19 protein-coding genes and 1 pseudogene are annotated in these 26,476 nt (G+C 53.3%); 11 read left to right on the plus strand and 9 right to left on the minus strand.

Going from position 1 to position 26,476, the window contains the following annotated elements; genetic code table 11:
• Positions 1 to 280: 280 nt before the first annotated feature.
• From A3EQ_RS0113990 to A3EQ_RS0114035, 8 genes are all read left to right on the plus strand, one after another.
• Positions 281 to 1,846, plus strand: a complete 1,566-nt coding sequence (locus A3EQ_RS0113990) for an amidohydrolase (RefSeq protein ID WP_020155803.1) — start codon at positions 281 to 283, stop codon at positions 1,844 to 1,846.
• Between the two features lie 150 nt (positions 1,847 to 1,996).
• Complete coding sequence (locus A3EQ_RS0113995) at positions 1,997 to 3,727, plus strand: ABC transporter ATP-binding protein (RefSeq protein WP_020155804.1); 1,731 nt, start codon at positions 1,997 to 1,999, stop codon at positions 3,725 to 3,727.
• On the plus strand, positions 3,717 to 5,543 hold the full coding sequence (locus A3EQ_RS0114000) for an ABC transporter ATP-binding protein (RefSeq protein WP_020155805.1): 1,827 nt from the start codon (positions 3,717 to 3,719) through the stop codon (positions 5,541 to 5,543). Before A3EQ_RS0113995 ends, A3EQ_RS0114000 begins: the two co-directional genes overlap by 11 nt.
• Positions 5,544 to 6,145: 602 nt before the next feature.
• Positions 6,146 to 6,913 (plus strand): hypothetical protein, encoded by a 768-nt coding sequence (locus tag A3EQ_RS0114015; RefSeq protein WP_020155808.1) that lies wholly within the window; start codon positions 6,146 to 6,148, stop codon positions 6,911 to 6,913.
• A gap of 6 nt (positions 6,914 to 6,919) precedes the next feature.
• Complete coding sequence (locus A3EQ_RS0114020; RefSeq protein WP_020155809.1) at positions 6,920 to 7,294, plus strand: GntR family transcriptional regulator; 375 nt, start codon at positions 6,920 to 6,922, stop codon at positions 7,292 to 7,294.
• Positions 7,291 to 8,004: an ABC transporter ATP-binding protein gene (locus A3EQ_RS0114025; RefSeq protein WP_020155810.1), complete on the plus strand. Its 714-nt coding sequence runs from the start codon at positions 7,291 to 7,293 to the stop codon at positions 8,002 to 8,004. Before A3EQ_RS0114020 ends, A3EQ_RS0114025 begins: the two co-directional genes overlap by 4 nt.
• On the plus strand, positions 8,001 to 8,921 hold the full coding sequence (locus A3EQ_RS0114030; RefSeq protein WP_020155811.1) for an ABC transporter ATP-binding protein: 921 nt from the start codon (positions 8,001 to 8,003) through the stop codon (positions 8,919 to 8,921). Before A3EQ_RS0114025 ends, A3EQ_RS0114030 begins: the two co-directional genes overlap by 4 nt.
• Entirely contained in the window at positions 8,914 to 9,861 is a 948-nt protein-coding gene (locus A3EQ_RS0114035) for an ABC transporter permease (RefSeq protein WP_020155812.1), read from the plus strand. Before A3EQ_RS0114030 ends, A3EQ_RS0114035 begins: the two co-directional genes overlap by 8 nt.
• Positions 9,862 to 11,075: 1,214 nt before the next feature.
• On the opposite strand, the gene A3EQ_RS21160 is transcribed toward A3EQ_RS0114035, so the two are convergent.
• Together A3EQ_RS21160 and A3EQ_RS0114060 are read right to left on the minus strand one after the other, a co-directional pair.
• Positions 11,076 to 11,906 carry a M12 family metallo-peptidase gene (locus tag A3EQ_RS21160; protein ID WP_020155816.1) on the minus strand — a complete coding sequence of 277 codons (831 nt, stop codon included), beginning with the start codon at positions 11,904 to 11,906 and terminating at the stop codon, positions 11,076 to 11,078.
• A gap of 67 nt (positions 11,907 to 11,973) precedes the next feature.
• Entirely contained in the window at positions 11,974 to 12,336 is a 363-nt protein-coding gene (locus tag A3EQ_RS0114060) for a hypothetical protein (RefSeq protein WP_020155817.1), read from the minus strand.
• Positions 12,337 to 12,606: 270 nt separating this feature from the next.
• On the opposite strand from A3EQ_RS0114060, the pseudogene A3EQ_RS0114065 reads away from it, so the two are divergent.
• Positions 12,607 to 13,422 (plus strand): annotated as a pseudogene (locus A3EQ_RS0114065) (ComEC/Rec2 family competence protein); the annotation flags it as partial.
• Between the two features lie 325 nt (positions 13,423 to 13,747).
• Positions 13,748 to 13,963, plus strand: coding sequence for a DUF3006 domain-containing protein (locus A3EQ_RS0114070; RefSeq protein ID WP_020155819.1), 216 nt, complete (start codon positions 13,748 to 13,750; stop codon positions 13,961 to 13,963).
• A 160-nt stretch (positions 13,964 to 14,123) separates the two neighbouring features.
• On the opposite strand, the gene A3EQ_RS0114075 is transcribed toward A3EQ_RS0114070, so the two are convergent.
• Both A3EQ_RS0114075 and gltB read right to left on the minus strand, forming a co-directional pair.
• Positions 14,124 to 15,605 (minus strand): glutamate synthase subunit beta, encoded by a 1,482-nt coding sequence (locus A3EQ_RS0114075; RefSeq protein ID WP_020155820.1) that lies wholly within the window; start codon positions 15,603 to 15,605, stop codon positions 14,124 to 14,126.
• Positions 15,606 to 15,622: 17 nt separating this feature from the next.
• Positions 15,623 to 20,152 carry a glutamate synthase large subunit gene (gene gltB / locus A3EQ_RS0114080; RefSeq protein ID WP_020155821.1) on the minus strand — a complete coding sequence of 1,510 codons (4,530 nt, stop codon included), beginning with the start codon at positions 20,150 to 20,152 and terminating at the stop codon, positions 15,623 to 15,625.
• Between the two features lie 219 nt (positions 20,153 to 20,371).
• Here gltB and A3EQ_RS0114085 point away from each other — a divergent pair, with 219 nt between their 5' ends.
• Complete coding sequence (locus A3EQ_RS0114085) at positions 20,372 to 21,268, plus strand: LysR family transcriptional regulator (protein ID WP_020155822.1); 897 nt, start codon at positions 20,372 to 20,374, stop codon at positions 21,266 to 21,268.
• A gap of 414 nt (positions 21,269 to 21,682) precedes the next feature.
• Here the strand turns inward: A3EQ_RS0114085 and A3EQ_RS0114090 are convergent, their stop codons facing one another.
• The 5 genes from A3EQ_RS0114090 to A3EQ_RS0114115 form a co-directional block, all read right to left on the minus strand.
• Positions 21,683 to 23,005 carry a PTS sugar transporter subunit IIC gene (locus A3EQ_RS0114090; protein ID WP_020155823.1) on the minus strand — a complete coding sequence of 441 codons (1,323 nt, stop codon included), beginning with the start codon at positions 23,003 to 23,005 and terminating at the stop codon, positions 21,683 to 21,685.
• A 505-nt stretch (positions 23,006 to 23,510) separates the two neighbouring features.
• The gene (locus A3EQ_RS0114100; protein WP_020155825.1) at positions 23,511 to 23,852 is read right to left on the minus strand and encodes a PTS sugar transporter subunit IIB; all 342 of its coding nucleotides are present in this window, start codon (positions 23,850 to 23,852) and stop codon (positions 23,511 to 23,513) included.
• 154 nt (positions 23,853 to 24,006) lie between these two features.
• Positions 24,007 to 24,357: a PTS lactose/cellobiose transporter subunit IIA gene (locus tag A3EQ_RS0114105; protein WP_020155826.1), complete on the minus strand. Its 351-nt coding sequence runs from the start codon at positions 24,355 to 24,357 to the stop codon at positions 24,007 to 24,009.
• 11 nt (positions 24,358 to 24,368) lie between these two features.
• Complete coding sequence (locus A3EQ_RS0114110; protein WP_020155827.1) at positions 24,369 to 25,091, minus strand: glucosamine-6-phosphate deaminase; 723 nt, start codon at positions 25,089 to 25,091, stop codon at positions 24,369 to 24,371.
• A 5-nt stretch (positions 25,092 to 25,096) separates the two neighbouring features.
• On the minus strand, positions 25,097 to 26,476 hold the full coding sequence (locus A3EQ_RS0114115) for a family 4 glycosyl hydrolase (protein ID WP_020155828.1): 1,380 nt from the start codon (positions 26,474 to 26,476) through the stop codon (positions 25,097 to 25,099).

The raw sequence follows: 26,476 nt of genomic DNA on the forward strand, positions 1-26,476 counted from the left end.
CATTTTTTTAGTTTTTTTTATTTTATCAGAATAAATTTTTCGTAAAAGATTGGCCCTAAACTGGAATCCCGGGAAGTTCCCCGGGATATCCGCGTTTCACCATTCCGCTTTTTGGCGGAAGGCTCGAATCATGGCCAAGGGCCGATTGGAACAAAGCAAGGGACAGTGGCAGGCTCTGCCGGAAAAGGTTTTTCACCCTCCCCGTATCGAAGATTCAATTTGTGATACAATGAACTTGTCAGCATTCCATTATCCGAATGAGCCTTTAAGGAGGATCAGCATGCCTTCCCAATATTTTGTGAACGGAAAAATTTTTACCGGGAAAAACGAAAGGGATTTCGTTTCGGCCATGAAGGTCACCGACGGAAAAATCGAATGGATCGGCCCGTCGGAACAGGTGGACGCCCCCGATCCGGTCGATCTGCAAGGGAAAACCATCGTTCCCGGTTTCATTGACGCCCACGCCCATCCGCGCCTGCTTGCGGATATCGCCGGACAGGCCGCCATCACCATCCCCGAAGTCACGAATATCGAAGAAGCGATTGCCGCCTTAAAAAAGCAGGCGGAAAAAACGCCGGATGGCGGCTGGATCGAAGGCTGGGGCTGGGATGAGACAAAGCTCCTCGACGGCCGGCCGTTGAACCGCTTCGACCTGGACCGGGTGTCGACGGAAAGGCCCGTCCACGTCATGCGCTCGGATTTTCACTCCTCCGCGGTCAACTCAAAGGCCCTCGAACTGGCGGGGATCGACAAGAGCACCGCCGATCCCTTCGGCGGGGAAATCGAAAGGGATGAAAACGGGGATCCGACAGGGATCATGATCGAAAACGCCAATCGGCTCATCGAGAACGCCAAACCGAAAAAAACGGAAGAAGAACGGATCGAAGGTATCGTGCGCACCGGACGGCGGCTCGCCCGGTTCGGCATCACTTCCGTCGCCGAAATGATGGGCCGCTGGAACGACCTGTCCCTTTTCCGGAAAGCGGAAAAACGGGGATTCAAACAGCGGCTCGTCCTCTACCTGCTTTGGGAGGAAGTGAAGGAATTGGGGATCCGCCGATTGGAAGAAAGGGATTTGACCGGCCGCATCCGCATCGGCGGCGTGAAACTGTTTATGGACGGAACGATTTCCGGGAAGACGGCGTGGATGAAAGCCCCGTATCCGGGAACGGAGGAAAAGGGCATGCGGACTTGCACGAAGGAAGAATTGCTGGAAGCCGCCGAATTCGCCAGAAGGAACGGGATCCAGCTGGCGATCCATGCCATGGGCGACCGGGCCATCGAAGAGATTCTCCGCATCTTTGAGCCGGTCAAGCCCTGGATCGACGACGGCCCATCCATCCGCATTGAACACGCCTCGATCATGCGTCCGGAATTTTTCCGTAAAATGGACGGGAAAAAAATCGCCCTCGTTCCGCAAATCATTTTCTTCTTTGCCGAATACGAAAGCTACCGGAACCATTTGGACGGGGAACGGTTTTCCTTGGCCTATCCTTTGCGGACGATGTACGAACAGAACGGATACATGGCCCTCTCCACCGACGCCCCGGCGACCACCTGGGCCGAACCGGACAAGATCATGACAAGCATCAAAGCGGCGGTGACCCGGAAGGCCTATAACGGGCAAGACATCAACCGGGCGGAAAAAATTTCCCCGGAGCAAGCGGTGCTGCTTTTTACCGGAAAGGCGAAGGAAGTCTGCCGCCTGCACGAAACCGGAAGGTTGTTGCCGGGTTATGAGGCGGATTTTATCGTCCTGGACGAGGACATTTTCACCACCGATCCCGATCGGCTGGACCGGGTGAAAGTGGCTGCCACTTATATTTCGGGAGAAAAGGTATGTTAATTTCCCGCGCCTGAAATCGCAAGAGGGGACCCCCCTCTTTTTTTTTTTTCGCGAAAAATATTTCGCCTTGCGAAGTAAAATGCTGGATATCTCCCATCTTTGCCGATATAATAGTATAAAAATTGGAACAATTCTTCCTGGAGGGTTACCGTGAAACTGATCTTCACCTTTTTGAAACCGTACAAAGCCGCAGCTGTTGCGGCCTTTTCCCTGATGCTCACCGAACTTGCGGCGGAGCTCCTTCTCCCGTACTTCCTCGGAAGGATGATCAATGAAGGGGTTTTGGCCAAAGATATGGACCGGATTTCCTTCTGGGGCGGCATCATGATCGGGACGGCCCTGCTTTCTTTTGCGGCGGGGATTCTGAACTCTTTTTATTCGGCGCATGTCAGTTACGCTTTCGGTTACGATCTCCGCAGCAGCCTGTTCCGGAAGGTGCAATCCTTCAGCTGCAGCACCCTGAACAAGTACCCTCCCTCCGCCCTGATCACCCGTTTTACCAACGATATCCGGCAGATCCAAAACACGGTGTTCATGTCGCTGAGGATCATGGCGAAGGCGCCGCTTACGGTCATCGGCGGCGTGATCATGGCCTTCGTCGTCAACGTAAGGCTTGCGGCGGTTTTCCTCATTACGGTTCCTGTTCTCATCGGTTTCTTATACTGGGTGTTTAAAGTCTCCCGCGGGATGTTCCGAAACATGCAGGACCGTGTCGACAGACTGAACCGGGTCATGCAGGAAAACCTCGCCGGCATGCGGATCATCAAAGCGTTTTGGCGCAGGGATTACGAACGGATCCGTTTTGAAAGGGCCAACGAAGACCTTTCCCGGGCGACGAGAACCGCTTTCCAATTTATCGAAGCTTCTTCGCCGGTCTTATTTTTCGTCATGAACATGAGTTTAGCCGCCATCCTTTGGTTCGGAAGCCAACAGATCGGTTCCGGCCAAACCAATGTGGGCCAGGTGGTCTCCGTTGTCAATTACGCCTTGAGGGTTTCCATGTCCATGTCCATGTTTTCCTTCATCATTACGTCCTTTTCCCGGACCAAGGCATCCGCCGACCGCATCGGCGAAATTATGCGGATCCGGGACGTTTCGGAGGAAACGGGAGCGGCCGATCCGAATCTGGCGGTCACCAAGGGGAAGGTGGAATTCCGCCATGTCACTTTTTCCTTTCCCGACAAGGACGAACCGGTGCTGAAGGATATCTCTTTTACCGTAAACCCCGGAGAAAAGCTGGCGATCATCGGAGCCACCGGGGCGGGAAAGACATCCCTTTTCCTCCTCCTGCCGAGACTGTTTGACGTGCAATCGGGGGAAATCCTTATCGACGATTCGCCGATCACCGCCTATCCGGTCAAAAACTTGCGGAACGGCATCGGCTTCATCCCGCAAACCCCCTTTCTTTTTTCCGGGACGATCCGGGAAAACATCGCCTGGGGAAATACGGGAGCGGCTGAGGAAGAAATTATCCGGGCTGCCGAGGACGCCCAAATCCACGCCGCCATCTGCAACTTTCCCGATCGGTATGACACGAGGGTCGGGCAGAAAGGCGTGAATTTATCGGGGGGACAAAAACAGCGGATCTCCATCGCCCGGGCGCTGGTAAGAAAACCGAAAATCCTGCTGATGGATGACAGCACGAGCGCGTTGGACGCGGAAACCGAATCCCGGCTGCTGGAGGCGATCCGGCGCTACCGGTGCACGACGATCCTGATCACGCAAAAAATTTCCACCGCCCGCATGGCCGACAAGATCTGTCTGATCGACGACGGCAGAATCGCCGCCCTCGGGACCCATGAAGAATTGCTGGAAGCCTCCCCCCTGTACCGAAAAATCGCCGAATCCCAATCCGGAAAGGAGTGGCATTATGCCCGCTAATTCTTTGAAAGCCCCCTTCCAATATGAAAGGATTCCCGTTCATGCCCGAGGGGAAGTTAAAAAGAAAAGGGCGGAAAATATGCCGAAGACGCTGAAAAGGATTTGGGGGTATTTGGCCCGGGAAAAGGGAAAATTGGCCCTGGTGGCCGCGACGGTCGTTCTCACATCCGGTCTGGGCCTGCTCGGCCCGTTCCTGGTCGGAACGGCCATCGACCGCTATATGGTCGTCGGCGATGCCGAAGGGCTCGCGCCCTTTCTTCTCGGTCTCGTTTCCGTCTTTCTCTTCCATTCCTTGTTTCTGTTCCTGCAAAACTATTGGATGATCGAAATCTCCCAAAACACGGTCAAAGATTTGCGCGAAGATTTGTTCCAAAAATTCCACCGGCTTCCGATCTCCTATTTTGACAAACGGCAGCACGGGGAACTGATGAGCCGTTTGACGAACGACATCGACAACGTCAATATGGTCTTGAATTCATCCGTCATTCAAATCCTGTCGAGCGTCCTGACGTTGGCCGGCACCGTCGTGGTCATGGTCCTTTTAAGCCCCGTCCTGACCGCGGTCGCGCTGAGCGTCGTCCCCCTGATGTACCTGGGGATCCGGTGGATCACGAACCGGACCGGCCCCCTTTATAAAGTGCAGCAGCGGGAACTGGGCCAGGTGAACGGCTTCGTGGAAGAAATCCTTTCCGGCCAGCATGTGGTCAAAACCTATTCCTTGGAAAATTTGGTCATCCGGCAATTTGAAGAAAAAAACGAAAGCCTCAAACTGTCGGGTTTTTGGGCCCAGACGATCGCCGGTTTTACGCCGAAGGTGATGAACACGCTGAATTTTTTGAGTTTCGGCATGATCGCCTTCATCGGGGGATTCCTTGCCATCAGGACGGATCTGGCCACCGTCGGGATGATCGTCATTTTCACCGAATACGCCCGGCAATTTACCCGTCCGCTCAATGATCTTTCCAACCAGTTTAATCTCCTGCTTTCCGCCGTCGCGGGAGCCGAACGGGTATTCCAAGTCCTCGATGAACCTGAGGAAGAAACCGATGAAGAAAATGCCGTTGAACTGCCGGCAATCCGGGGCCACGTGAAATTCGAAAACGTCACTTTTTCCTATGGGGACGGACCCGTATTAAAGGACATCAGCTTCGAGGCAAAACCCGGGGAAACGGTCGCCCTCGTCGGCCATACCGGCGCGGGAAAAACGACGATCATCCATTTGCTTTCCCGTTTCTATGACTGCGACGGCGGTAAAATCACCGTCGACGGACGGGACATCCGGTCGGTCAAGCGGTCCAGCCTGCGGGAACATATGGCCTTCGTGCCGCAAGACACCTTTTTGTTCCGGGGGACGGTGAAGGAAAATATCCGCTACGGCAGGCTCGACGCCACCGACGAGGAGGTGGTGCAGGCGGCCAAGGACGCCAACGCCCATGATTTCATCATGAAACTCCCGATGGGTTACGACACGATGCTGGACGAAAACGGATCGGGCATCAGCCAGGGGCAAAGACAGCTCCTTTCGATCGCCAGGGCCCTTTTGCGGAAACCGGCCATCTATATCCTGGATGAAGCGACCAGCAATATCGACACGGTCACCGAACTGAAGATCCAGGATGCGCTGAAACGGCTCATGGAAGGAAGGACCGGCTTCGTCATCGCCCACCGGCTGAATACGGTACGGAACGCGGACAAAATCCTCGTCCTCGATCACGGAAAAATCGTCGAAGCGGGGAATCACGAAGAGCTCCTTCGAAAGAAAGGGCATTATTACCGGCTGTATCAAACCCAATTCATGGAAGGGAAAACCCTTTGACCGGCACATGCCATCGGGAACCGGCCGGCGGTGATTTTCCCCCGCCGCCCCTTTGCCGGCCGGGCGGAAGGGCCTGGCCGGGAGGCTTTTTCCTTTTATCCGGAAACCGGGAAAACCTTCCCGGCTCCTTTGCTCCTTTCCTCTTGAGCGTTTGTTGCGGTCCATCCGGACCGGCATTTTTAACGTCTGATTGCCCCATGCTGACGGAACGGCCGCCTGCCTCCGCATTTTCCTAAACCGGCTCTTCCCGGAACCGGGCATTTGGCCGGTTTGTTTCCTGACACCCCATGCTTTCTTTCAGCGTCCTCCCAAGCCCCCTCTTTCCCCAGCCGGTGAGGCGGATCGTCCCTGCCCAAGCCAGGCCAAGAAACGTCCATCCCTGTCCGGTCCGTTTTCGGCATGAAGCGGACAAAGGGGGGAAAGGGCTTGAAAGAAAACCCGGCGCCGAGGGAGACGCCGCAAAATGGTTCCGGGAAAGGTCGGCGGTGCCGGCGGTCCCCGATTTCAGGTATCCGATGGATTGATTTGGAAAAAATTCATTGACACCTTATTTGTATTAGTGTACTATTTATATAGTACACTAATACATTGGAGGATTTTCCATGGAGCCGTTCATCGGATTGGTGAAAAAGGAATTATTGCTCGCGAGATATTGGTATTTGACTTCCGTCATTTTTATGGCCCTCATATTTCTCGCCGTCTTTCTACTGGGCCTCCGGTACGATATGCCGACTGCCTTCGTCCCCTTCTATATGTTGTCCATGATCTTCCTGCTCTTTTTCATGCCCGCCATGTTGCTGGGTTTGCTGCGGGTCGAAGGGCGGACCCAATTATGGCTTTATAATCCGCAGCCGAGCAGCCTTTTGCTCCTCGGCAAATTGGCCGCCGCTTTCCTGTTCCAGCTGCTTTCCCATCTCCTTTTCATCCTGGCGGGGATCCTTTTCAACCTCTGGCTGGAAAAACATGGTTTTTCCCCTCGGATTCCGATCGGGGAAGCGTTCTCCATCCATTTCCTGATTACCGGCGTCGCCGTCATCTTTTCCCTTTGGTCCGCTTTTCTCTGGACGGTTTACCATTCATTGGGGAAATATCCCCAGTTGAAACATCTCCGGTGGCTGATCGTCTCGGCGATCTTCCTCCTATACTGTTACATTGAATCCCGTGTCATGAAACTGGATTTCGTCCATAAATGGATGGAACCTTCAGTGAAGGTTTCCGGCACCCCTTCCCTCAACTTCAGCGGCAAAGGCTGGTCGGTCGAAATCGACCACATGCCCATCTCCGTCGGCGGCCTGATTTATTTCATCTTATTGTCCCTCCTTTTGTTCTACGGCGCGAGCAAGCTGCTGGACAAAAAAGTGGAGGTGTGACCGCCGGTGGATAAAGAATACGAGGTTTCCAAACCGATCTATATGCAAATCGCCGAAAAAATTTTCCGGCGAATCATCCGTCAGGAAATCAAGCCCGGCGACAAATTGCCGTCGGTGCGGGAGATGGCCATACAAGCCGGGGTCAACCCGAATACGATCCAACGGACCTATATGGAAATGGAGAGGATGGGAATCGTGGAGACGAGGCGTGGGCAAGGGACGTTTGTCGTCGAGCGGCAGGAAATCGTTGACGAGCTGATGCAAACCATGCAGAAGGAAATCATCGGCCAATTCGTGAAAAATATGATGGAATTGGGGCTCGGCAAAAAGGAAATCGTAAAAAGTTTGGAAGAGTACCTGGAAAGGGGGGAAGACAAATGACCGTGCAATTTTCCGGGGCAACCAAAAGATACGGCTCGGAATATGCCCTGCGCGATTTCAGCTTCCGCTTTGACAAGGGAAAAATTTACGGGCTGCTCGGCCCGAACGGAAGCGGAAAATCCACTGCCCTGAAGATGGCTGCCGGCCTGGTCTACCCGAGCGCGGGGACGGTCGCCGTGGACGGCGAGCGGGTCACGAGGAAAATTTGCCGAAAAGTTGCTTATTTAACCGAATTGGATATGTTTTACGAATCCTTCACCGTTAAACAAATGGTCTCCTTCTACCGATCCCAGTTCCCCGACTTCGACCCGGTCAAAGCGCAAGAACTGTTGCGGGATATGGGGTTGCCGGAAAATAAGAAAATGAAACAGTTGTCCAAAGGAAACCGGGGCCGGTTGAAACTCGTGCTCGCCTTGGCGAGAAACGTGCCGGTCATCCTCCTGGATGAGCCCTTCTCCGGATTGGATGCCCTGGTCCGCGAATCGATCGTAAACAGTCTGCTGAACTACATCAATTTTCATGAACAGACCGTCATTATAGCCACCCACGAAATCGACGAACTGGAACCGATCCTCGACGAGGTGGTCGCCATCCGCAGAGGCCGGTTCCTCGATCATCAAGTCGTGGAAGCGTTGCGGGAAAACCAGGGGCTTTCCGTCGCGGAATGGTACAAAAGAACGATTCGGGAAAAAGGGAGTGAAGCGGTATGAAACCGGTTGTGGAACTGAAAAACGTCACAAAAATCATCGGCGGGAAAAAAATCATCGACAGCATCAGCTTTTCCGTGTACGAAGGGGAAGTATTCGGCCTGCTCGGCCCGAACGGGGCCGGGAAAACGACGACGATGCGCATGATGACCGGACTGATGCGCATCAGCTCTGGGGAAATTTTGATCAACGGGAGGAGCATTGCCAGCGACTTTGAAAATGCCGTCCGTCAGATCGGCGCGATCGTTGAAAATCCGGAAATGTACAAGTTTTTGACCGGCTATGAAAACTTGAAACAGGCCGCCCGCTTGGCAAAGGGCGTAACGAAAGAACGGATGGATGAAATCATCGATCTGGTCGGCCTGACCCCCAGGATCCATGACAAAGTGAAAAATTATTCCTTGGGCATGAGACAGCGCCTCGGCATCGCCCTCTGTCTTTTGCACGATCCGAAAATCCTCATCCTGGATGAGCCGACAAACGGCCTCGATCCCGCGGGAATCCGGGAAATCCGCAACTATTTGCGCTCCCTCGCCAGGGAGAAAAATTTGGCCGTCATCGTCTCCAGCCACCTGCTTTCCGAAGTGGAATTGATGTGCGACCGGGTGGCCATCATGCAAAAGGGCCGTTTGATCGACGTGCAAAAGGTGCACGGGGAAGGCGACGCGGAAAGGCAGACCTACCGTTTCACCGTCAATGACGCCGATCGGGCCGCAAACGTCCTGAAAAGCAAAGGAATCGAGGCGGCGGCCGACGGGCAGAAATTGGAGGCGGCCTTGGCGAAACAACAAGTTCCCGACGTCATCAAATGGCTGGTTGAAGAAAACTTGCTGATTTACGAAGTCAAACCTTTGCGGAAAACCTTGGAAGACCGGTTCCTGGAAATCACCGCGGCAAAGGAGGCAGCCGTCAATGGGTAACCTGATCGTAAACGAATTTGTCAAGATCTTTAAGCGAAAAAGCACCTATGCCATGTTCCTGTTTTTGATCCTGATCGTGGTCGGAGGAGGTTTTTTAACCAAATACCTCAATTCCCTCGACGAACCCGTTTCACAGGACAATTGGAAAGAGGAATTGGCCAAGGAAACCGAACAAATGAAAAAGGATTTGGAAGAAATGCCGGCATCCATGCGGGCGGCATTTGAAGACGAAATCGCCATCAACGAATACCGGATCGCCCATGACCTGCCCCCGTCGGACTACAATATGTGGAGTTTTATCGGCGATTCCGGAACCTACATCACGATCGTCGGCCTGTTTGTCATCATCGTCGCCGCCGGGATCGTCGCCAATGAATTCTCCTGGGGGACGATCAAATCGTTGATCATCAAGCCTTACAAACGATGGAAAATTTTATTGGCCAAATATGTCATGGTGCTGTTGTTCATGCTGATCGTCCTCGCCCTGCTCTTCATCAGCGCCGTGGCGGTCGGCGCCGTCCTGTTCGGCCCGGGCGACGGGGGAAGCCAGATCCATTTATCCTATGCCGACGGAAAAGTGGTGGAACAAAGCCAGCTGCTCTATTTGGCGAAGTCCTATTTGCTCAATTCCGTGGGCGTCCTGCTCCTCGCGACGATGGCCTTCATGATTTCGACCATCTTCCGCTCCAGCGGGACCGCCATCGGCATCTCCGTCTTCTTGCTGCTGGCGGGGGATACGATCACCTCCTTCTTCGCCATGAAATTCGATTGGGCCAAATACATCTTGTTCGCCAATACGAATCTGATGGCCTACCTGGAAGGGAAGCCGATGGTGGAGGGGATGACCATGGGTTTTTCCATCACGATGCTGACCATCTACTTCATCGTTTTTCAAGTGTTGGCTTTCCTCTTCTTTACAAAGAGGGATGTCAGCAATTGAATATTCGCTTTCCTGCCGTCAGCTGAACCAAGACGTGATCCGAACAACTTGCCATTGAAATTGAGGTTTTCCGCCCTTTCCCGAAGGTTTTCGGGAAAGGGCTCCTTTTTGCTGCAGCACTGAACGTGAAAGGCGTCGCATGAAAAAGAGCGCCAAACCTTTTTCCGCTGCTGGATTGAACGTGAACTTTCCTGTCCTTGATCCGGTTCCAGGAATTGCACGCTTTCAGCGACAATTATTGAAGGTGAATTTTCTTGTCCTTGACCTTCGGCCAAAAAAGAACAAGGTTATGGAAACCGTTCATGGTTTTGGGGCCTTATCCGGCCCAAGAAGCCGTCCATCGGACGGCCGTGGCTGTCCGGTTCATGGTTTTGGGGCCTTATCCGACCCTCCGGCGCGGAGTCGGGCAAACTTTTCGCCTCCTTCGCAAAGCATCCGATTCAAACCGAATGCAAAGCGTCCTTCCCCTTGGAGAGAAGGACGCTTTCTTTTTCAAAATTCCTTGGAAGCACCATGGGGATTAGCGGTTTTTTCGATCAACAGACCGGGCTGCGACTTTCGACCGTGACGGGAAAATTCGATATGCATTTTGCGTCCGCGACCAGATTGTCCAACTTCGGACGGCCGATGTTCGTCTTGTTCCTGCGCACGGATTTTCCAACATCGGAACGGCCGGCATTCGTCTGGTTTCTACAATCGGATTTTCCAATAGTCTTGTGCCCGTAATCGGATCTTCCGTTATCGGAATGTCCAACATTCATCCTGTTCCTTCCATCGTACTGTTCAACATCGGCCCCCGATGGTTCCATATTTTTCCCCAATGTCCAATATCCGGTCTAGTTTGTTCAACATTTCAGGAAGATTGTCCAACATCCTTTTTGACCGGAAAACCGGTTTGTCCAAAATAGTACCTGAACGGTTCAACATTTTAAAAAAATTGTCCAACATCGCTCGACAATGTCCATCATAAAGAGAAATTTGTTTAACATTTGAAAAATTTTGTCCATCATCAAAAGAAATATGTTCAAAATGGAAGAAAATTTATCCAACATCGTCAAAAAAATGTCCATCATCCCCTCATTTATGTCCATCATCGGTCGGAGCGTCCAAATAAGGGGGGATGAACCGATGCAAGAAAAAACCCCCTAAGGGGGAAATGGAACAGCCTGTCACTTATCGGGAACCATGATTCGAAAGCAAATCCTGCCGGAAGATCAATACGCCTTCCCGAACCAGCTCTTATTCCTGGCGATGATGGAGCCGTGGGTCGAATCCCAATAATCCACGGTGTAAGCATAGTGATAATTCATGATGCACTTTGTATAGTCGGAGGACGAATGATGGCCCGCGCCGAAATTGTGGGACAATTCGTGTTGGCCCGCATGCCATATTCCTTTGTAGGATTGGGTCCCGTTCACCAAGCTTACCGCCATTGTGGACGGGTTGCTGGAATAAACATAGGCGATTCCGCCTACGGACAGGATGTGGGAATCATTGGAAAATCCGATCAAAAAGTCGTAGTTATACTTCGAAGCCCAATCCTTCCGCAGATCATCCAGCAGCTGCTCGGGGCTCGAACCTTGGGAGGACCAGGAAATATACAGTTTGATATCCAGATCGAAATTGTGATCCCGGTTGAAGGCGTCGTCCATTTCTTCTACGAGGGTGGCAGCCGTGCTGGTCCAATTGGAATTCGCACTGCGGAATTCTTCATCGGCGGCGATGGCGACCGTGGCGACCCGGGCGCCGATGGCGGCCGTGTGAAAGGCGTCATCCCGGATGTTTTTTTCCAAGCTGATTTTGTCAAGCACGTTCCCTTCACCGTCCACAACCAGGGCCTGGGAGGTCCGTTCGATGGCGGGGGAAGCTTCCTCTGTTTTTGCCTGCAGGTCCTTCGGCTCGAGCGGGATCGAGTGAACGGCTTCACCTTCGCGGTTGTAAACCGTCAATTCTTTTTTGCCTTCGACGTGGATTTCCGGGGTGAGGGCGGAAGATTGTGAAGCGAGCAGAACGGCAGTAAAAAAGAGAAACAGCTTGCTCTTCATAAAATCGCCTCCCGATTTTGAATTAAATATAATATTCGGCAATTTTATGAAGATTCCTTTAAATTTTTTAATCTTTTTCCGATTTGGTAAATTCGACCCATTCTTCCTCTGGTCCGGTATCATCCACGATCAATAAATTTCCGGTCTTCTTATCGACAAAGATTTCCCTTCCGGGGAGCGTTCCGTCCCCTTCGCCGGTATAGGTTCGGGTGGACCGGATGTTGGCGAAGTCGATTTCTTCTTTGGAATGGACTTTTACAAACGTATATTTTTCCCCCTTATATTGGATCCAGCTGACGGGGAGCGCACAGTCCGCCTTTTCCTCCGCTGCCTGGTCTCCCAAGGATTCGGCCGACGTCCCTTGATCGCACCCTGCAACAGCCATGAGGCCAAGGATCAAAAGGACGTAGCGAAACAATATCCTTTTCATTCGCACACACCGCCTTTCCTCGTTTTATGAATTAGTCGAAAATAAATCCGGATGGTTACAGCTAATAGACGAAACTTTCGTTTGAATTGGAAAAATCTTAAATTTTTTACACATTAATTTCCCCTGCCTTTCTGTGACCCATCCACAGTCAAATTTTTTAAAAACTGACCGTTTTCTCCATGAAAATTTAAAAATCTATAAAGGAAAAAATAAAATTTTGTCGAATGGAAAAGATGAAATTAAGTTTTCCGACTGCCAGAGGGGGATCCTATGGAAAAATTCCTGAAACTTCTCCTCAGCCTATGCTTGTTTTTGCCGGCGTTGACCGTTCCGTCGGCCGCCGGCGCCGCATCCGCCAAAGAGATGTCCGTGCACTTTATCAACGTCGGCCAGGGAGATGCCATCTACATCAAAGCCCCTTACGGGGAAGACATCCTGATTGACGGAGGCCGGGACGGGGATAAGGTCGTTTCCTATTTGAAGAAGCAAAAGGTCAAGGATATTGAAATCATGATTTCCACCCATCCCGACGCGGACCATATGGGCGGTCTGGATGAAGTGCTGAAGGCCTACCGGGTCAAATCGGTTTACGCGCCGAAAGTCAGTCACACCACCAAAGTTTATCGGGACTTTCTGTATGCGGTGAAAAAAGAAGGGCTAAAAATCAAAACGGCCAGCAAAGGAGTCAAACTGGCCGTAAAGGGAACAACCGCGGCCTTCGTCGGGCCGGTAAAATCCTACAAAACGGATTTGAACAATTGGAGCGCCGTGCTGAAGCTCACTTACGGGAAAAAATCCTTCCTGTTTGCCGGAGATGCGGAAACGAAAGCCGAATCCGACATGATCCGGGCAAAGGAAAATTTGAAAGCCGACGTGTTAAAAGTCGGCCATCACGGGGCGAAAACCTCCACCAGCGAAGCCTTTTTAAAAGCGGTGAAACCGGCCTACGCAGTGATCAGCGCCGGCAAGGGGAACCAGTACGGGCACCCTTCCGCCGAAGTCTTGAACCGGTTGAAAAAATATAAAGTAAGCCTGTTCCGCACCGATCAGCAAGGAACCATTGTCGCAAAAACCGACGGGAAGAATATCCGTTTCAACGTAAAACCGGCCGGCACGGCCTCCGGTTCCAACCCGGCCTACAAATTGACGGCAAGCCTTGACAATACCCAGCCCAAGCAAAACGGCACCATCCGCCTCACGGTGAAAGGGTTGCCGAACGGGACGGATTTCCGGGCGGTCTTCCATTACAAAACAACGACGACCGCTTACAGCGGAAAAATCGGAACTCCCTTGGCCGTAAAAATCGGCCGTGCGACGAAAGGGTATAAAGTGATCATCGATGTTTCCGCCGTCTATAAAGGAAAAACCTATAAAACCCAAACTTTCTTTACCCCGAGATAGGTGGCGGAAGATGAAATACATCATTGATCATTTCGAGGAAAAGTTTGCCGTTTGTGAAGATCCGGAAGGGAGGCTGGTGGACATCGAACGAAGCAAAATCCCGAAGGAAGCAAAGGAAGGCGATGTATTAATCTGCAAAAACGGAAGGTTTGCCGTCGACAAAAAACAGACGGAAAAACTGAGAAGGGAAATTGAAAGGTTAATGGAAGAAGTCTGGGAAGATTGACCCTCAAAGAAATGGAAAAGAAGAACCGGCGGACCCTGCCGCAAACCTTGGCCCGCCGGTGCTTGCGCTTGAACCTTTTCCGTTCCCTCGCCGCTTCCGCAAAGGTGGACCGGAACTCCCGCTTTTGCCGGAAGACGGGCAAACGGGGAACGTTTTCCCCTTACCGCAGCACCGTCTTCCCCATCAAATACCGGTCCACTTCCCTGGCCGCCCCCCTTCCCTCCCGGATGGCCCAGACCACGAGGCTTTGGCCGCGCCGGGCATCCCCCGCGGCAAACACCCCATCCCGGTTTGTCCGAAAATCTTGAAAGCTCGCTTTGATTTTGCCGTTTTCGGCTTCCACCCCGAATTGCTCCAGCAGCCTGTCATCCGTCCCGGAAAAGCCGATCGCGACAATGACGCAGTCGGCCGGCCAAACCCTTTCGGTTCCGGGAATCGCTTCGAAAATGTAGCCGCCGTCGCCGGACGGCGTTTTTTTCATTTGAACGGTGTGGACCTCCTTGACGCGCCCCCGTTCGTCGGCGACGATTTTATCAGTTCGGATCAAATATTCCCGCGGATCGCTCCCGAAAAGGGCCATCGCTTCCGCATGGGCATAGTCCACGGTAAAGACGTTCGGGTCGGCCGGCCAAAGGTTGTCTTCCGTACGGAAGCGGGGGAGGGGCGGATGTTTGCCGAATTGGACGACGCTTTTACAGTTTTGCCGCAGAGCGGTGGCGACGCAGTCCGCCCCCGTTTCTCCCCCGCCGATTACGATCACCCGTTTTCCTTCCGTATCGATGAAACCGTCTTCCGTACGGTCCGGGTCCAAAAGCCTTTTCGTGGCGCCGGTCAAAAAATCCATCGCCATATGGACCCCTTTGGCATCGGCTCCTTCGATATTCAAAGGCCGATGTTTTTGGGCGCCGGTGCAAAGGATGACCGCATCATATGTGCGCAGGATGTCGTCGGCTGAAATATCCTTCCCGACTTCCGTGCCGGTGACAAAAACGACCCCTTCTTCCTCCAACAGCCGGATCCTTCTTTCCACCACATCCTTTTCCAGCTTGACGTTGGGGATCCCGTACATGAGGAGCCCTCCCGGCCGGTCCGCCTTTTCAAAAACGGTGACGGCATGCCCCCGTTGATTCAACAGGTCGGCGGCCGCAAGGCCGGCAGGCCCAGACCCGATGACGGCCACCCTTTTTCCGGTCCGATGTTCCGGAATCCGTGGCCGGATCCATCCCATCTCAAACCCTTTATCGATAATCGCCCGCTCGATGGCTTTGATGCTGACCGGCCCGCCGGAGATGGCCAGCGTGCAGGAGCCTTCGCAGGGGGCGGGGCAGATCCGCCCGGTAAATTCCGGAAAATTGTTCGTCAAAAGCAGCCGTTCCAACGCCTCTTTCCATTTTCCCCGGTAGACGAGATCGTTCCATTCGGGGATCAGATTATGGATCGGGCATCCTGCGGCCGCCCCGCCGATTTCCATTCCGATATGGCAAAACGGGGTCCCGCAATCCATGCAGCGGGCCGCCTGCCGTTTCAAGGCGTCTTCGGAGAAGGGAAGGCTGATTTCCTTCCAGTCCCTGATCCTGGTTTTCGGATCCCGTTCCGGCTGCTCCTCCCGTTCATATTCCAAAAAACCGGTCAGCTTTCCCATTTTCCCCACTCCTTTCCTTATCCGTTCCGTGCCCCGCCGGCCATGTTCGCCTCCCTTTCCTTCCCGTGCACCGACAAAAAGGCCTGGTAAAGGGCTTCCTCCTCCCCGGCACCAGCCTTCCGCCGGATCTCCATTTGCCGCAGGATCTTTTTATATTCGCGGGGGATCACTTTCACCCAGCGGTCCTGCCATTCTTTCCAATTCCGCAAAACCGCGGCCGCTTTTCGGCTTCCCGTATATTTGCAATGATTTTGAAGGAGCCGGCGGACCTCCTCGATTTCCTCCGGATCATCCAAAGGTTCCGCATCGGCCATTTCCGTGTTGCAATTGGCCAAAAATTCATCGGGATTCTCCGGAAAAACCCAGGCGATGCCCCCCGACATGCCGGCGGCAAAGTTTTTTCCGACATCGCCGAGGATGATCACCCTTCCCCCGGTCATATACTCGCAGCCGTGGTTGCCGATCCCTTCCACGACCGCCGTGGCCCCGCTGTTCCGGACGGCAAACCGTTCCCCCGCCCGTCCGTTGATATAGACTTCTCCGCCGATGGCTCCGTACAATGCCACGTTGCCGGCGACGACATCCTCCCCGGCGAAGGAAGGTCCCGCTCCCTTCACGATGAGTTTTCCGCCGGACAGCCCCTTTCCCAAATAATCGTTCACGTCGCCTTCGACGAAGAGGGTGATTCCCTTCGGCAGAAAGGCGCCGAAGCTCTGGCCGGCCGATCCGCGGAAGCGCACGGTGATGGTATCGTCGGGCAAGCCATTTTCCCCGTATCTTTTGGAAATTTCACTTCCGATCAGCGTGCCGGCCGCCCGGTCCGTATTCCTGATGGGCAAAGTTAGGCGCACCCGCGTTTTCCCTTCCAGGGCGGGCTTGACTTGGGGCAGCAGTTTTTGCCAATCGAGGGTGCGTTCCAGCTGATGGTCTTGCAGCCTGGAAAAACGCCGGTTTTCCCCGGGCCGATGCAATAACCGTTCCACTTCCAAAAATTTCGCCTTCCAGTGCTCCTTTGCCCGCGGGCTCACCCGAAGGACATCCGTCCTCCCCACCATTTCGTCCACGGTCCGAAAGCCGAGCTCGGCCATGATTTCCCGGACTTCCCGGGCGACGAAACGGAAGAAATTCATCACGTATTCCGGCTTCCCCGCAAATTTTTCCCGCAACGCCGGATTCTGGGTGGCGATCCCGACGGGGCATGTGTCGGAATGGCAAGCCCGCATCATGATGCAGCCCAAGGCGACGAGGGGCGCGGTGCCGAAACTGAATTCTTCGGCTCCGAGCAGCGCCGCGATGACCACATCCCTTCCCGTCATCAATTTTCCGTCCGTCTCCAGCACCACCCGGTCCCGGAGGCCGTTAAGGATCAGCGTTTGCTGGGCCTCCGCCAACCCGAGCTCCCAAGGCAGCCCGGCATGTTTGATGCTCGTCTTCGGAGAGGCCCCGGTGCCGCCGTCGTGTCCGCTGATCACGATCACATCCGCCTTCGCTTTGGCGACGCCTGCGGCGATCGTCCCGACCCCCGCCTTGGCGACGAGCTTCACGCTGATCCGCGCATTCCGGTTGGCGTTTTTTAAATCGAAAATCAGCTGGGCCAAATCTTCGATGGAGTAGATGTCATGGTTGGGGGGCGGGGAGATCAGCCCGACGCCGGGCGTGGAGCCCCGGACCTTCGCCACCCAAGGATACACCTTCTTCCCCGGGAGCTGTCCCCCTTCCCCGGGCTTGGCGCCCTGGGCCATTTTAATTTGAAGCTCCTCGGCATTCACCAGGTAATGGCTGCTCACCCCGAAACGACCGGAGGCGATTTGCTTGATTTTGCTTACTCTCCGGTCCCCGTTTTCATCCGGCAGATACCGTTCCGGATCTTCTCCCCCTTCGCCGCTGTTGCTCTTTCCCCCGAGGCGGTTCATGGCGATGGCCAAGGTCTCGTGGGCCTCCTTGCTCAAAGAACCGAAGGACATCGCCCCCGTTTTAAACCGGCGGAGAATCTTTTCCTCGGGTTCCACCTCATCGACGGGTATCGGTTCCCCCTTCGGCGCAAATTCGAACAGATGACGGATGAAACGGAGCCCGTCATTTGCGGCTTTGGAAAATTCTTTATAAAGCCCGTAATCCCCTTTGCGCACCGCCCATTGGAGGGTATAGATCGCCTTCGGATGGAAGGCGTGGTCTTCTCCCGATTCCCGCCATTGAAAATCGCTCCCCGGTTCCAACGGCCCTTCCGGGCTTTGGAAGGCGGATTCGTGGCGCAGCCTCGCTTCCTTTTCGATCACGTCCAAGCCGATCCCCCCGATCTGCGACGGGGTCCCCGGAAAATAGCGGCCGATCACTTCATCGGAAATGCCGACGGCCTCAAAAATTTGCGCCCCACGGTAGCTTTGCACCGTCGAGATTCCCATTTTCGCCATCACTTTTACGATGCCGTCCGTTACCGCCCGGACATATCTTTTTACGGCTTCTTCATAGCTGAACGGAAGGGTTCCTTCCTTGATCAATGCAAAATAGGTGGCAAAGGCCAAATAGGGATTCACTGCATCTGCGCCGTATCCGATCAGCGCGGCGAAATGGTGGACTTCCCGGACCTCGCCGGATTCGGCGATGAGGCTCGTTTCCAGGCGCAGCCCCCGCTTCAGCAAATGATGGTGCACGCTGCTTACCGCAAGCAACGCCGGGACGGGGACTTTCGTTTCATCCCTATCCCGGTCGGACAGGATCAACAGGTCCGCGCCCTCTTTTACCGCCTGTTCCGCTTCTTCGGCCATTTCCGCCAATCTTTTTTCCAAGCTCCCTGTAAAGACGGCGGAAATGCATCGGCTCTTAAATCCCGGGATCCTGTTTTCCTTCAGCCGGGCCAGCTGGCCGTTGGTGAGGACCGGGGTATCCAGCTGGATCCGTGCGCAGTTTTTCCTTCCCGGTTTCAGCAGATGCCCCTCTTTTCCCAAATAGGTGACGGTGGAAGTGACCATCTGTTCCCGGATCGGGTCGATGGGCGGATTGGTCACCTGGGCGAATGATTGCTTAAAATAGTTGAACAGGGACTGGGGGCGGCCGGAAAGCACGGCGAGCGGAGCGTCGTACCCCATGGATCCGACCGGATCCTTTTTCTCGACGGCGAGGGGAAGCAAATATTTATGGATCTCTTCATACGTATAACCGAAGGCCCTTTGGAGCGTGTGCAAGGACGGAAGGGATTCGGGTTCCTCCGTCCCCTGTTCCAGGCGGATGAGACCGGAATCGAGCCACCGCTGATACGGAAAGCGGCCGGCCAATGTCTCTTTGATCTCCCCGTCCGGGACGATCCTCCCCTCTTCCAAGTCGATGAGGAGCATCCTGCCCGGGCTCAGCCGTTCTTTATATAAAATTTTTTCCGGCGGCAGTTCGATCACTCCGGCTTCCGAGGAAAAAATGATGTGATCATCGGTCGTCACCCAATACCGGCCGGGCCGGAGGCCGTTCCTGTCCAAAATTGCGCCGATTTGCCTCCCATCCGTAAACAGGATGGCCGCCGGACCGTCCCAAGGCTCCATCAGGAGGCTGTGGTACCGGTAGAAGGCCCGCTTCTTTTCCGTCATCCCGGGATCCCGCTCCCAGGCCTCCGGAACGAGGACCATGGCCGCATGGGCAGGGCTCAAACCCGCCATCACGAGGAATTCAAAGGCGTTATCGAGGATGGAGGAATCGCTCCCGTCGGTGTCCAAAACCGGCAGCACCTTCTCCGCATCCTCCCCGAAGCCGTCCTCGGCCAGTTTCCTTTCCCTCGCCCGCATCCACTGGACGTTTCCCTGCAGGGTGTTGATCTCCCCGTTGTGGAGGAGAAAGCGGTTGGGATGGGCCCTTTCCCAGCTCGGGAAGGTATTCGTACTGAACCGGGAATGGACGAGGGCGAAAGAAGATTCGAACCTGGGGTCCCGGATATCCAAATAGAAGGCGTCGAGCTGTTCCGGGGTCAAAAGCCCTTTATAGACGATGGTTCTGGATGAAAGGCTGGCAAAATAGAACTGCTTCCTCTTTCCTGCCTTCCCCAGCTTCTCCGCCCGCCTTCGGATCACGTACAGTTTCCGCTCAAAGCCGCCCGGGCCGCCGGAAGGCTCGCCCGCACCGATGAAGACCTGGCGGATCGCAGGACATTCCTTCGCCCTTCCGTCAAGGATCTCCATATCGACCGGAACCGTCCGCCAGCCGATGAGGATCTGCCCTTCTTCTTCGATTACGGATTCGATTTCCTTTTCCAATTTCCGGATGTCCGCATCCCGATCGAAAAAAATCATCCCGACGCCGTAGCGGCCTTTTTCCGGAAGCTTCCAATCCCCGCATGCGTTTCTGAAAAACCGGTCGGGAATCTCTATCATCAAACCGGAACCGTCTCCGGTATTTCCGTTTTTTCCCCCGCGATGGTCCAATTGCCGGAGAATTTTCAGCCCGTTTATCACCACATCGTGACTTGCCGTCCCCTTCATGTGGGCGTACAGCCCGATGCCGCAGGCATCGTGTTCGAAGCCGGGACGGTACAATCCTTGCGCTTCAGGCCATTGATGGAAGCCCATCGGAACTCCCCCCTCGAATAAGGTTTCCATAGACACGAAAAGCCGCAAAACAGCGGCTTGCCGAACACCAGGCCGATCCGGCTTATCCCTTTCGGATTCGGAATAACCGTGATCTTTCAGAGATTTTAGTTAATTCCAATTATATCTTCACAAATTTATATAAACAATATATTATATTTATAAGTTTAATCTAAACTTTAGATGAATGGAGAGAACCGCATGGAGCTTCGCCAGCTGCGTTATTTTGTCGAAGTGGCCGAGCGGGAACATGTGACCGATGCCTCGCTTCATCTGCATGTGGCCCAATCGGCGGTCAGCTATCAGATCGCCAAACTCGAGGAAGAACTCGGCGTCCGGCTGTTCGAACGGACGGGAAGAAACGTGAAGCTCACCCGGATCGGCGAAGTCTTTTTGTTCCATGTCAAACAGGCGCTGGCGGCCATCGACGAAGCGAAGGCAAAAATCGCTGAATACTTGGATCCGGAACACGGCACGATCCGGGTCGGCTATGCGTCCAGTTTTGCCAATTACATCTTGCCGACGGTCCTTTCCTCCTTTGCGGCGGAACATCCGGAGATCTCCTTCCATTTGCGCCACGGTTCCTACTATGGCTTGATCGATGAAGTGAAGAACGGGGAAATCAATCTGGCCTTTTTGGGACCCGTCCCCGACGATGAAAACTTGGAATCCCATGTGCTGTTTGCGGAAAATTTCGCCGCCCTTCTCCCGGTCCGGCACCCGTTGGCCGAACAAACGGGGATCGATTTGAACGAATTGCAAAACGACCCCTTCGTTCTCTTCCCGAAGGGGTATGTCTTCCGACAAATCGTGATCGACGCCTGCAAACAGGCCGGCTTCATGCCCAAAATCGCATCGGAAGGGGAAGACATGGACGCCGTAAAGGGATTGGTGTCCGCCGGGATCGGCGTGACCTTGCTGCCGGAAAACTCCCTCTACGAAAACGTGCCCCGGCTGACGAAAAAAGTGCCGGTTCTGTTCCCGGAAGTCCGGCGGTCCGTCGGCATCATCACCCCGAAAAACCGGGAGCTCTCCCCGGCGGAAAACGCCTTCCGCCAATTTACGATCCGGTTTTTTTCCCAGCTGGAGAAATTTTAAGGGAGAAAGGATGTTGCGCCGAAGGGGGATCTCTAACTTATTTTTCCCGACTTTTACAGTTCTAGAAACAAAAATTCCCCGAAAACAGCGTCATTATCGCGTTTTTGGGGAGTTCTTTATTTTTGGGTATGTAGATATGTTTTCGTCCTTTTATCTTTAACACCATATGCGGGGATATCTTCTAGCCCAAATGCCTTTAAAATATCAGAAAATACGTCGCATCAAATTGGGCCTTTGTTAAGTAAAATTGTCCATACATGGCGGCGATATCTTTGCTAACAAATCATTCAGCAATATCCACCATTTTATTTTTATATTTTTTTCACTCAAAAACAAAAGCGCCAGGCCCAACGGTCATCACCGTTTTCTCGGCCTGGCTAAATCGAAGGAAGAATGGGAGAAGATCTTTCCGGTTTAAAAATCCAAGTCCAAATCTTTCAAGACATCCCCTTCCTTGCTTTGGGCCCGCGTTTCCAGCTCTTCCTTCTTCAAAACGGATTTTTCGTAGATTTTGAAGAAGGGGTAGTACATGAGGATCGCAAGGCCGAGGATGACCGGAACAAGCAATACGGCCTTCCAATCCAGCGTCACCAAATACTGGGCGATCGGTGTCGGCATGCCGCCTACGCTGGCGATCGGCGCCCTTACCCATCCCATGTCGAATATGAAATAGGTAAACATGCCCAAGAGCGGGGTGCCGATTACAAAGGGCAGAAACAAATACGGATTGTACACGACCGGAAAACCGTAAACGACAGGTTCTGAAATATTGAAAAACGCGGGGATGATGGTTGCCTTGCCGGTCGCTCTCAACGTTTTCGACTTGCTGAACAAGGCCAGTATCGCCAGGGCGCCGGTCAAACCGGATCCGGTACACGCCAAGAAGTAGCCCCACCAGTTTTCCGTGAATATGTATTGCGGCACTTCCCCGGCGGAAAATGCGGCGGCGTTTTCGGCCAAATAATGGGTCATGAACGGCAGGGTGAAGCCGACCAGGATCGCATACCCGTTCAACCCCAAAAACCAGAACATCATTTCAAACAATGAGACCAGGAAGACGCCCAAATAACTGTCGATTCCTTTGACCGCGGGAGCGAACATGGTCGTGAATACTTCCGGCAAAATTTGTCCCCCTGACAGGGAAATCACCGTTTGATTGATGATCATGCTGGCGATGATGATGACCAAGAGCGGGAGGATCGCTTCGAAGGTTTTGCCGATCATATCCGGCAAGCCTTTTATCCGGATCGTGATTTTCTTTTCCACTAGCCATTTCATCGCTTCAACGGCAAACATGGAGGCAAAGATCGAAACAAAAAGCCCTCTGGAGTCAAGAAATGCAAAATCAAATTTCCCGTCTTCATATCTTCCGCACAGGATGACGGTGGCCAAAACGCCTCCGATAATGGCGTGCAGCGGCGGAAGATCCAATCTTCTCGCGTGGGTGTACGATATGGAAACGGCGCTGTAGATCGCCAACAGGCCGAAGGTGAAATTGAAAGGCAGATTCAGCAGCGCGGAATGCCTGGTGAAAAACTCATGGACCGGGCTGCCTTCCGGAAAAAAGTTCCCCACTCCGGCGATGATCAATGAAATCGAACCGACCATCAGGATCGCCATCAAGCTGATCATTCCGTCTTTGATGGTCGCGATATGCCTTTGGTTCTCAATTCGGGTGGCGATCGGCGTCAGATGCTTTTCCAAAAAATTTATAAATCCATCCGCTTTTGCGCTCATCCTCTTCAACTCCTTTGTATGATGAATCCGTTCGAATTCCTCAATCCCATCGGCGGCCGGGGGCGCTTCCCCGCCCGGTCCGAAACGGCTCCGAAGGGTTTGACGGGCGTGTGGCCGCCGGCAAAAGGACACGTCCCATCCGCGAAGACGGCAAAAGGGAATGATGGGAATCCGGCTGCCGGCGATCAGCTTTCCGGTGTCTTCGCGAAAACGATTGATCTGGGAATGAGGGGAATAGGGTTGCCGGCGATCCCCTTTCTTTGCGGCAATTGCCCATCAATCAGGAAAGGGATTGACTTTCATGGCGAAGAGCTGATAAATGCCGGCATATGAACTGCGAACAATAATATGAAAGGGACTGATCCGCTTTTGCCGACAATGGCAGCGTTATCATTTTTCCGATGCGTTGGGCGATTCCGATCCAAACGCTCGCCCAACCTTCTGCGAACGACGGGAAAAACGGTACGGAAGCTTTCGAATTCTGCGCCCTGCTTTCCATCCCCCTTTACGGACGATGGGTCAGGACCAGTCGGATCGCCTGTTTCAGGATGTTTCCCCCGTTGACCATCCCGTAATCTTGGGTGTCGATGATGCCGATGGGTTTATTATGCTCGTCACAAATCTTTTTCAGATTTTCATATAAATGTTTGATCTGCGGCCCGATCAATACCACATCATAATCGGCCACATATTCCCGCAGCTCCCCGGCCGGCCTCGCATCAATCTTTACATCGGTATTCGCGAGGGACTGGCTGTTTTTCGCAATTTCCCGCATTTTTGCGACCATGATGCCGGTGGAGGCCCCCAAATTGCAGACGAGCAGCACATGCAATCTTGGCAGGTCCATCCGCCCATCACCTCCTTTCATGCCGGAATGGTTTCCCGCGCTTATCCGCGGATGAAAAGAATTTGTAAAAGTCGGGCACAAAACCGCTCCATTACCGGAAGGCTTTATCCCCTCGGCCGGGGGCAGGATTTTACACAAACGGGAGGGCTCGGCCCTATCCGCGCCCCTTCAGCGCTTTATACATTTCCATCATTTCTTCGGCAAAGGTTTTGGCCAGGATCGTATTCATCATATTGTCTTGGGCATGGGTCAGCAAAACGGAATAGCCGATTTCTTCCCCGTTCGCTTCCTTGACCAGCAATTCCGTGTGCACATTATGGGCTTTATTCAATAAGTCGGAAGCCTCTTCTATGGTTTTTTCGGCTCCGGCATAATCATCGTTTCTGCACAGCTTCAGGGCCTCCATCAATTTGGCGAACGCCTCCCCTGAAAAAGCGATGATCCGGAAACAAGCCTCTTCAAGATTCAGCTTTTCGTTGTTTGCACCTTGTTCTCCCGTATTCATCGAAACTCCTCCTACAGCTCGGATGCAGCGTCCTGATCAATCAGCAGGGTGCTATTTCTATGGATTTTTGCGATCGTGGCGGGTATTTCCTCGGAAACATCCTCCCGGATGATCCGTTTGATCACTTGCGCCTTCTGTTTGCCCGACGCAATCAGGATCAACCGTCCGGCCTCCAAAAAATGCTTCAAACCTAAAGTGATTCCCTTTTCCAATGCCACTTTTTCAGGGAAGTATTTTTGGGCCGTCCGTTTCGTCGTTTCCGTTAAATCGACGACATGGGAAGTTTGGCTGAAGCTGGTCCCGGGTTCATTCAACCCCAAATGGCCGTTGATGCCGATCCCCAGGACCGCCAAATCGATCGGACCGTGCTCGGCGATGAAACGGTCCATCTTTTTGCATTCCCCTGTCAAATCCGGATTTCGGGCGTTAAATTCGATAATTTGTTCGTCCCTGATGGATGCCGGCTTATACAGCCATTCATGCATAACATATTGGCAGCTGCCGGGCGTATCCTTGTCCATTCCCACCCACTCGTCCAAACCGATGAGGGTGCATGTCAACGGGCTCCCTTTTCGCCGGGACAAGGCGGCGGAAAGGATTTGATAGGCCCTCCTCGGCGTATCGCCGGAGGGCAAGCAGATCAATTTTCCGGACGGATCGGACATACAAGATAAGATTTCGTCAGCCAAACGTTCGGACAGCGCATCATAGTCGGAAAAGATTTCAATGTCCATAAAGGTCAGCTCCAGTGCCCGACATATTCCTTATACATTTCCAAGAGTTCATCCACCAATTTCGCCGCGAGCGAATAGGAATTGACGAGCGGGTGGATCATCAATGCCTCGACCGCTTTCAGCCGGTTTCTTTCATGAATGGCCTCCACCGTCAATCGTTCAAACCGCTTGATCGTCTTGATGATATGCATTTGCAGTTCGGGGACGTCTTCGATTTTTCTCGGTCTGCAGACACCTTTTTCGATTTCGCAGGTGATTTCAACCACATCGTCATCCTGTAATCCCGGAATCGCCCCGTTGTTTGGAACCATCAGCGGCATGACGGTTTTTTTGCCGCCGTGATAAGCCTTTATGAATTCCAAGGCGACGGCGGAATAGCCTCCTTCATCCGGGGCATCGAGAAATTCCTGAAACGTGGGGATCGGGAATTGTTCCGGCCTCGTTTCTCCGGATTCGATGGCAAAATAACTCTTTTCCCGTTCCACAATATGCCGGATATAGACATCAAAGATCCGTTCCGGATCCTGGGTATCCAGTCGGTTGATTTCCGCTATCATCCGTTTGTTGATGTCCCGGATCAATTCCCCTCTGGCACCGCCGTGTTCCTTGATGGAACGGATGACCTTGTCGTTGTAGAAGAAGAAGTATAAATATTCATTCGGCAATTCATGATTCAAGATGGAAACCAATTCTTTATCGAACAACCGCATATCGGTCTTCACATAAAGGTCGGGATGGTTCAACAATTCATCCATGACCGGCCGCCCATTGATCTTTGCGTCCCGGTAAAAGGACAGATGGTTCAATCCGTAACAGGTAATATCGAATTCCTCATGGGAAACGCCAAACAGCTGCTCCAATGTCCGGATAAAATGGGGCGGGCCGTCGCAGATCCCATACACATTGCCGTATCCCGCCGTCCGCAGCGCCTGCGTGACGAGGCCGGACGGGTTGGTAAAATTAAAGATGAGCACATTCGGATCCGAAAGCTTGCTGATCATTTCGCAATATTCCAATAAGGCGGGGATGGAACGGAGGGACATGGCAAATCCGCCGACCCCGGTCGTCTCTTGACCCACCAGATCATACTTTTGGGCCAATTTTTCGTCCATATACCGGCTTTCGTCCTGTCCGACCCTCAACGTCGTAATGACATAATGGGCACCCTTGACAGCATCTTCCGCATCGGTGGTCGTCCAAAAATGAATATCCGGATCGACGGCATTGGCCACATATTTCGAAAGTCCCCCAAAAATCCTCAGCTTCTCGGGATCATTATCCATAAACACAATCTCATCCACGTTGATCGATTTGGCGTTGGCAACCAAGGATTTTGCCAATAAGGGAGACCGAACGCCTCCTCCTCCCAATACAACCAATTTCAT

The sequence above is a fragment of the Caldibacillus debilis DSM 16016 genome (assembly GCF_000383875.1).
In the GTDB taxonomy this organism is placed as follows: domain Bacteria; phylum Bacillota; class Bacilli; order Bacillales; family Caldibacillaceae; genus Caldibacillus; species Caldibacillus debilis.

Excerpts from the sequence above, each read along its gene's own strand:
- A3EQ_RS0113990 (WP_020155803.1), top strand. The coding sequence starts at position 281 with ATGCCTTCCCAATATTTTGTGAACGGAAAAATTTTTACCGGGAAAAAC.
- A3EQ_RS0114015 (WP_020155808.1), top strand. The coding sequence starts at position 6,146 with ATGGAGCCGTTCATCGGATTGGTGAAAAAGGAATTATTGCTCGCGAGA.
- A3EQ_RS0114000 (WP_020155805.1), top strand. The coding sequence starts at position 3,717 with ATGCCCGCTAATTCTTTGAAAGCCCCCTTCCAATATGAAAGGATTCCC.
- A3EQ_RS0114115 (WP_020155828.1), bottom strand. The coding sequence starts at position 26,476 with ATGAAATTGGTTGTATTGGGAGGAGGAGGCGTTCGGTCTCCCTTATTG.
- A3EQ_RS0114060 (WP_020155817.1), bottom strand. The coding sequence starts at position 12,336 with ATGAAAAGGATATTGTTTCGCTACGTCCTTTTGATCCTTGGCCTCATG.
- A3EQ_RS0114085 (WP_020155822.1), top strand. The coding sequence starts at position 20,372 with ATGGAGCTTCGCCAGCTGCGTTATTTTGTCGAAGTGGCCGAGCGGGAA.
- A3EQ_RS0114110 (WP_020155827.1), bottom strand. The coding sequence starts at position 25,091 with ATGGACATTGAAATCTTTTCCGACTATGATGCGCTGTCCGAACGTTTG.
- A3EQ_RS0114100 (WP_020155825.1), bottom strand. The coding sequence starts at position 23,852 with ATGGACCTGCCAAGATTGCATGTGCTGCTCGTCTGCAATTTGGGGGCC.
- A3EQ_RS0114025 (WP_020155810.1), top strand. The coding sequence starts at position 7,291 with ATGACCGTGCAATTTTCCGGGGCAACCAAAAGATACGGCTCGGAATAT.
- A3EQ_RS0114030 (WP_020155811.1), top strand. The coding sequence starts at position 8,001 with ATGAAACCGGTTGTGGAACTGAAAAACGTCACAAAAATCATCGGCGGG.
- A3EQ_RS0114075 (WP_020155820.1), bottom strand. The coding sequence starts at position 15,605 with ATGGGAAAGCTGACCGGTTTTTTGGAATATGAACGGGAGGAGCAGCCG.
- A3EQ_RS0114105 (WP_020155826.1), bottom strand. The coding sequence starts at position 24,357 with ATGAATACGGGAGAACAAGGTGCAAACAACGAAAAGCTGAATCTTGAA.
- gltB (WP_020155821.1), bottom strand. The coding sequence starts at position 20,152 with ATGGGCTTCCATCAATGGCCTGAAGCGCAAGGATTGTACCGTCCCGGC.
- A3EQ_RS0114035 (WP_020155812.1), top strand. The coding sequence starts at position 8,914 with ATGGGTAACCTGATCGTAAACGAATTTGTCAAGATCTTTAAGCGAAAA.
- A3EQ_RS0114070 (WP_020155819.1), top strand. The coding sequence starts at position 13,748 with ATGAAATACATCATTGATCATTTCGAGGAAAAGTTTGCCGTTTGTGAA.
- A3EQ_RS0114090 (WP_020155823.1), bottom strand. The coding sequence starts at position 23,005 with ATGAGCGCAAAAGCGGATGGATTTATAAATTTTTTGGAAAAGCATCTG.
- A3EQ_RS21160 (WP_020155816.1), bottom strand. The coding sequence starts at position 11,906 with ATGAAGAGCAAGCTGTTTCTCTTTTTTACTGCCGTTCTGCTCGCTTCA.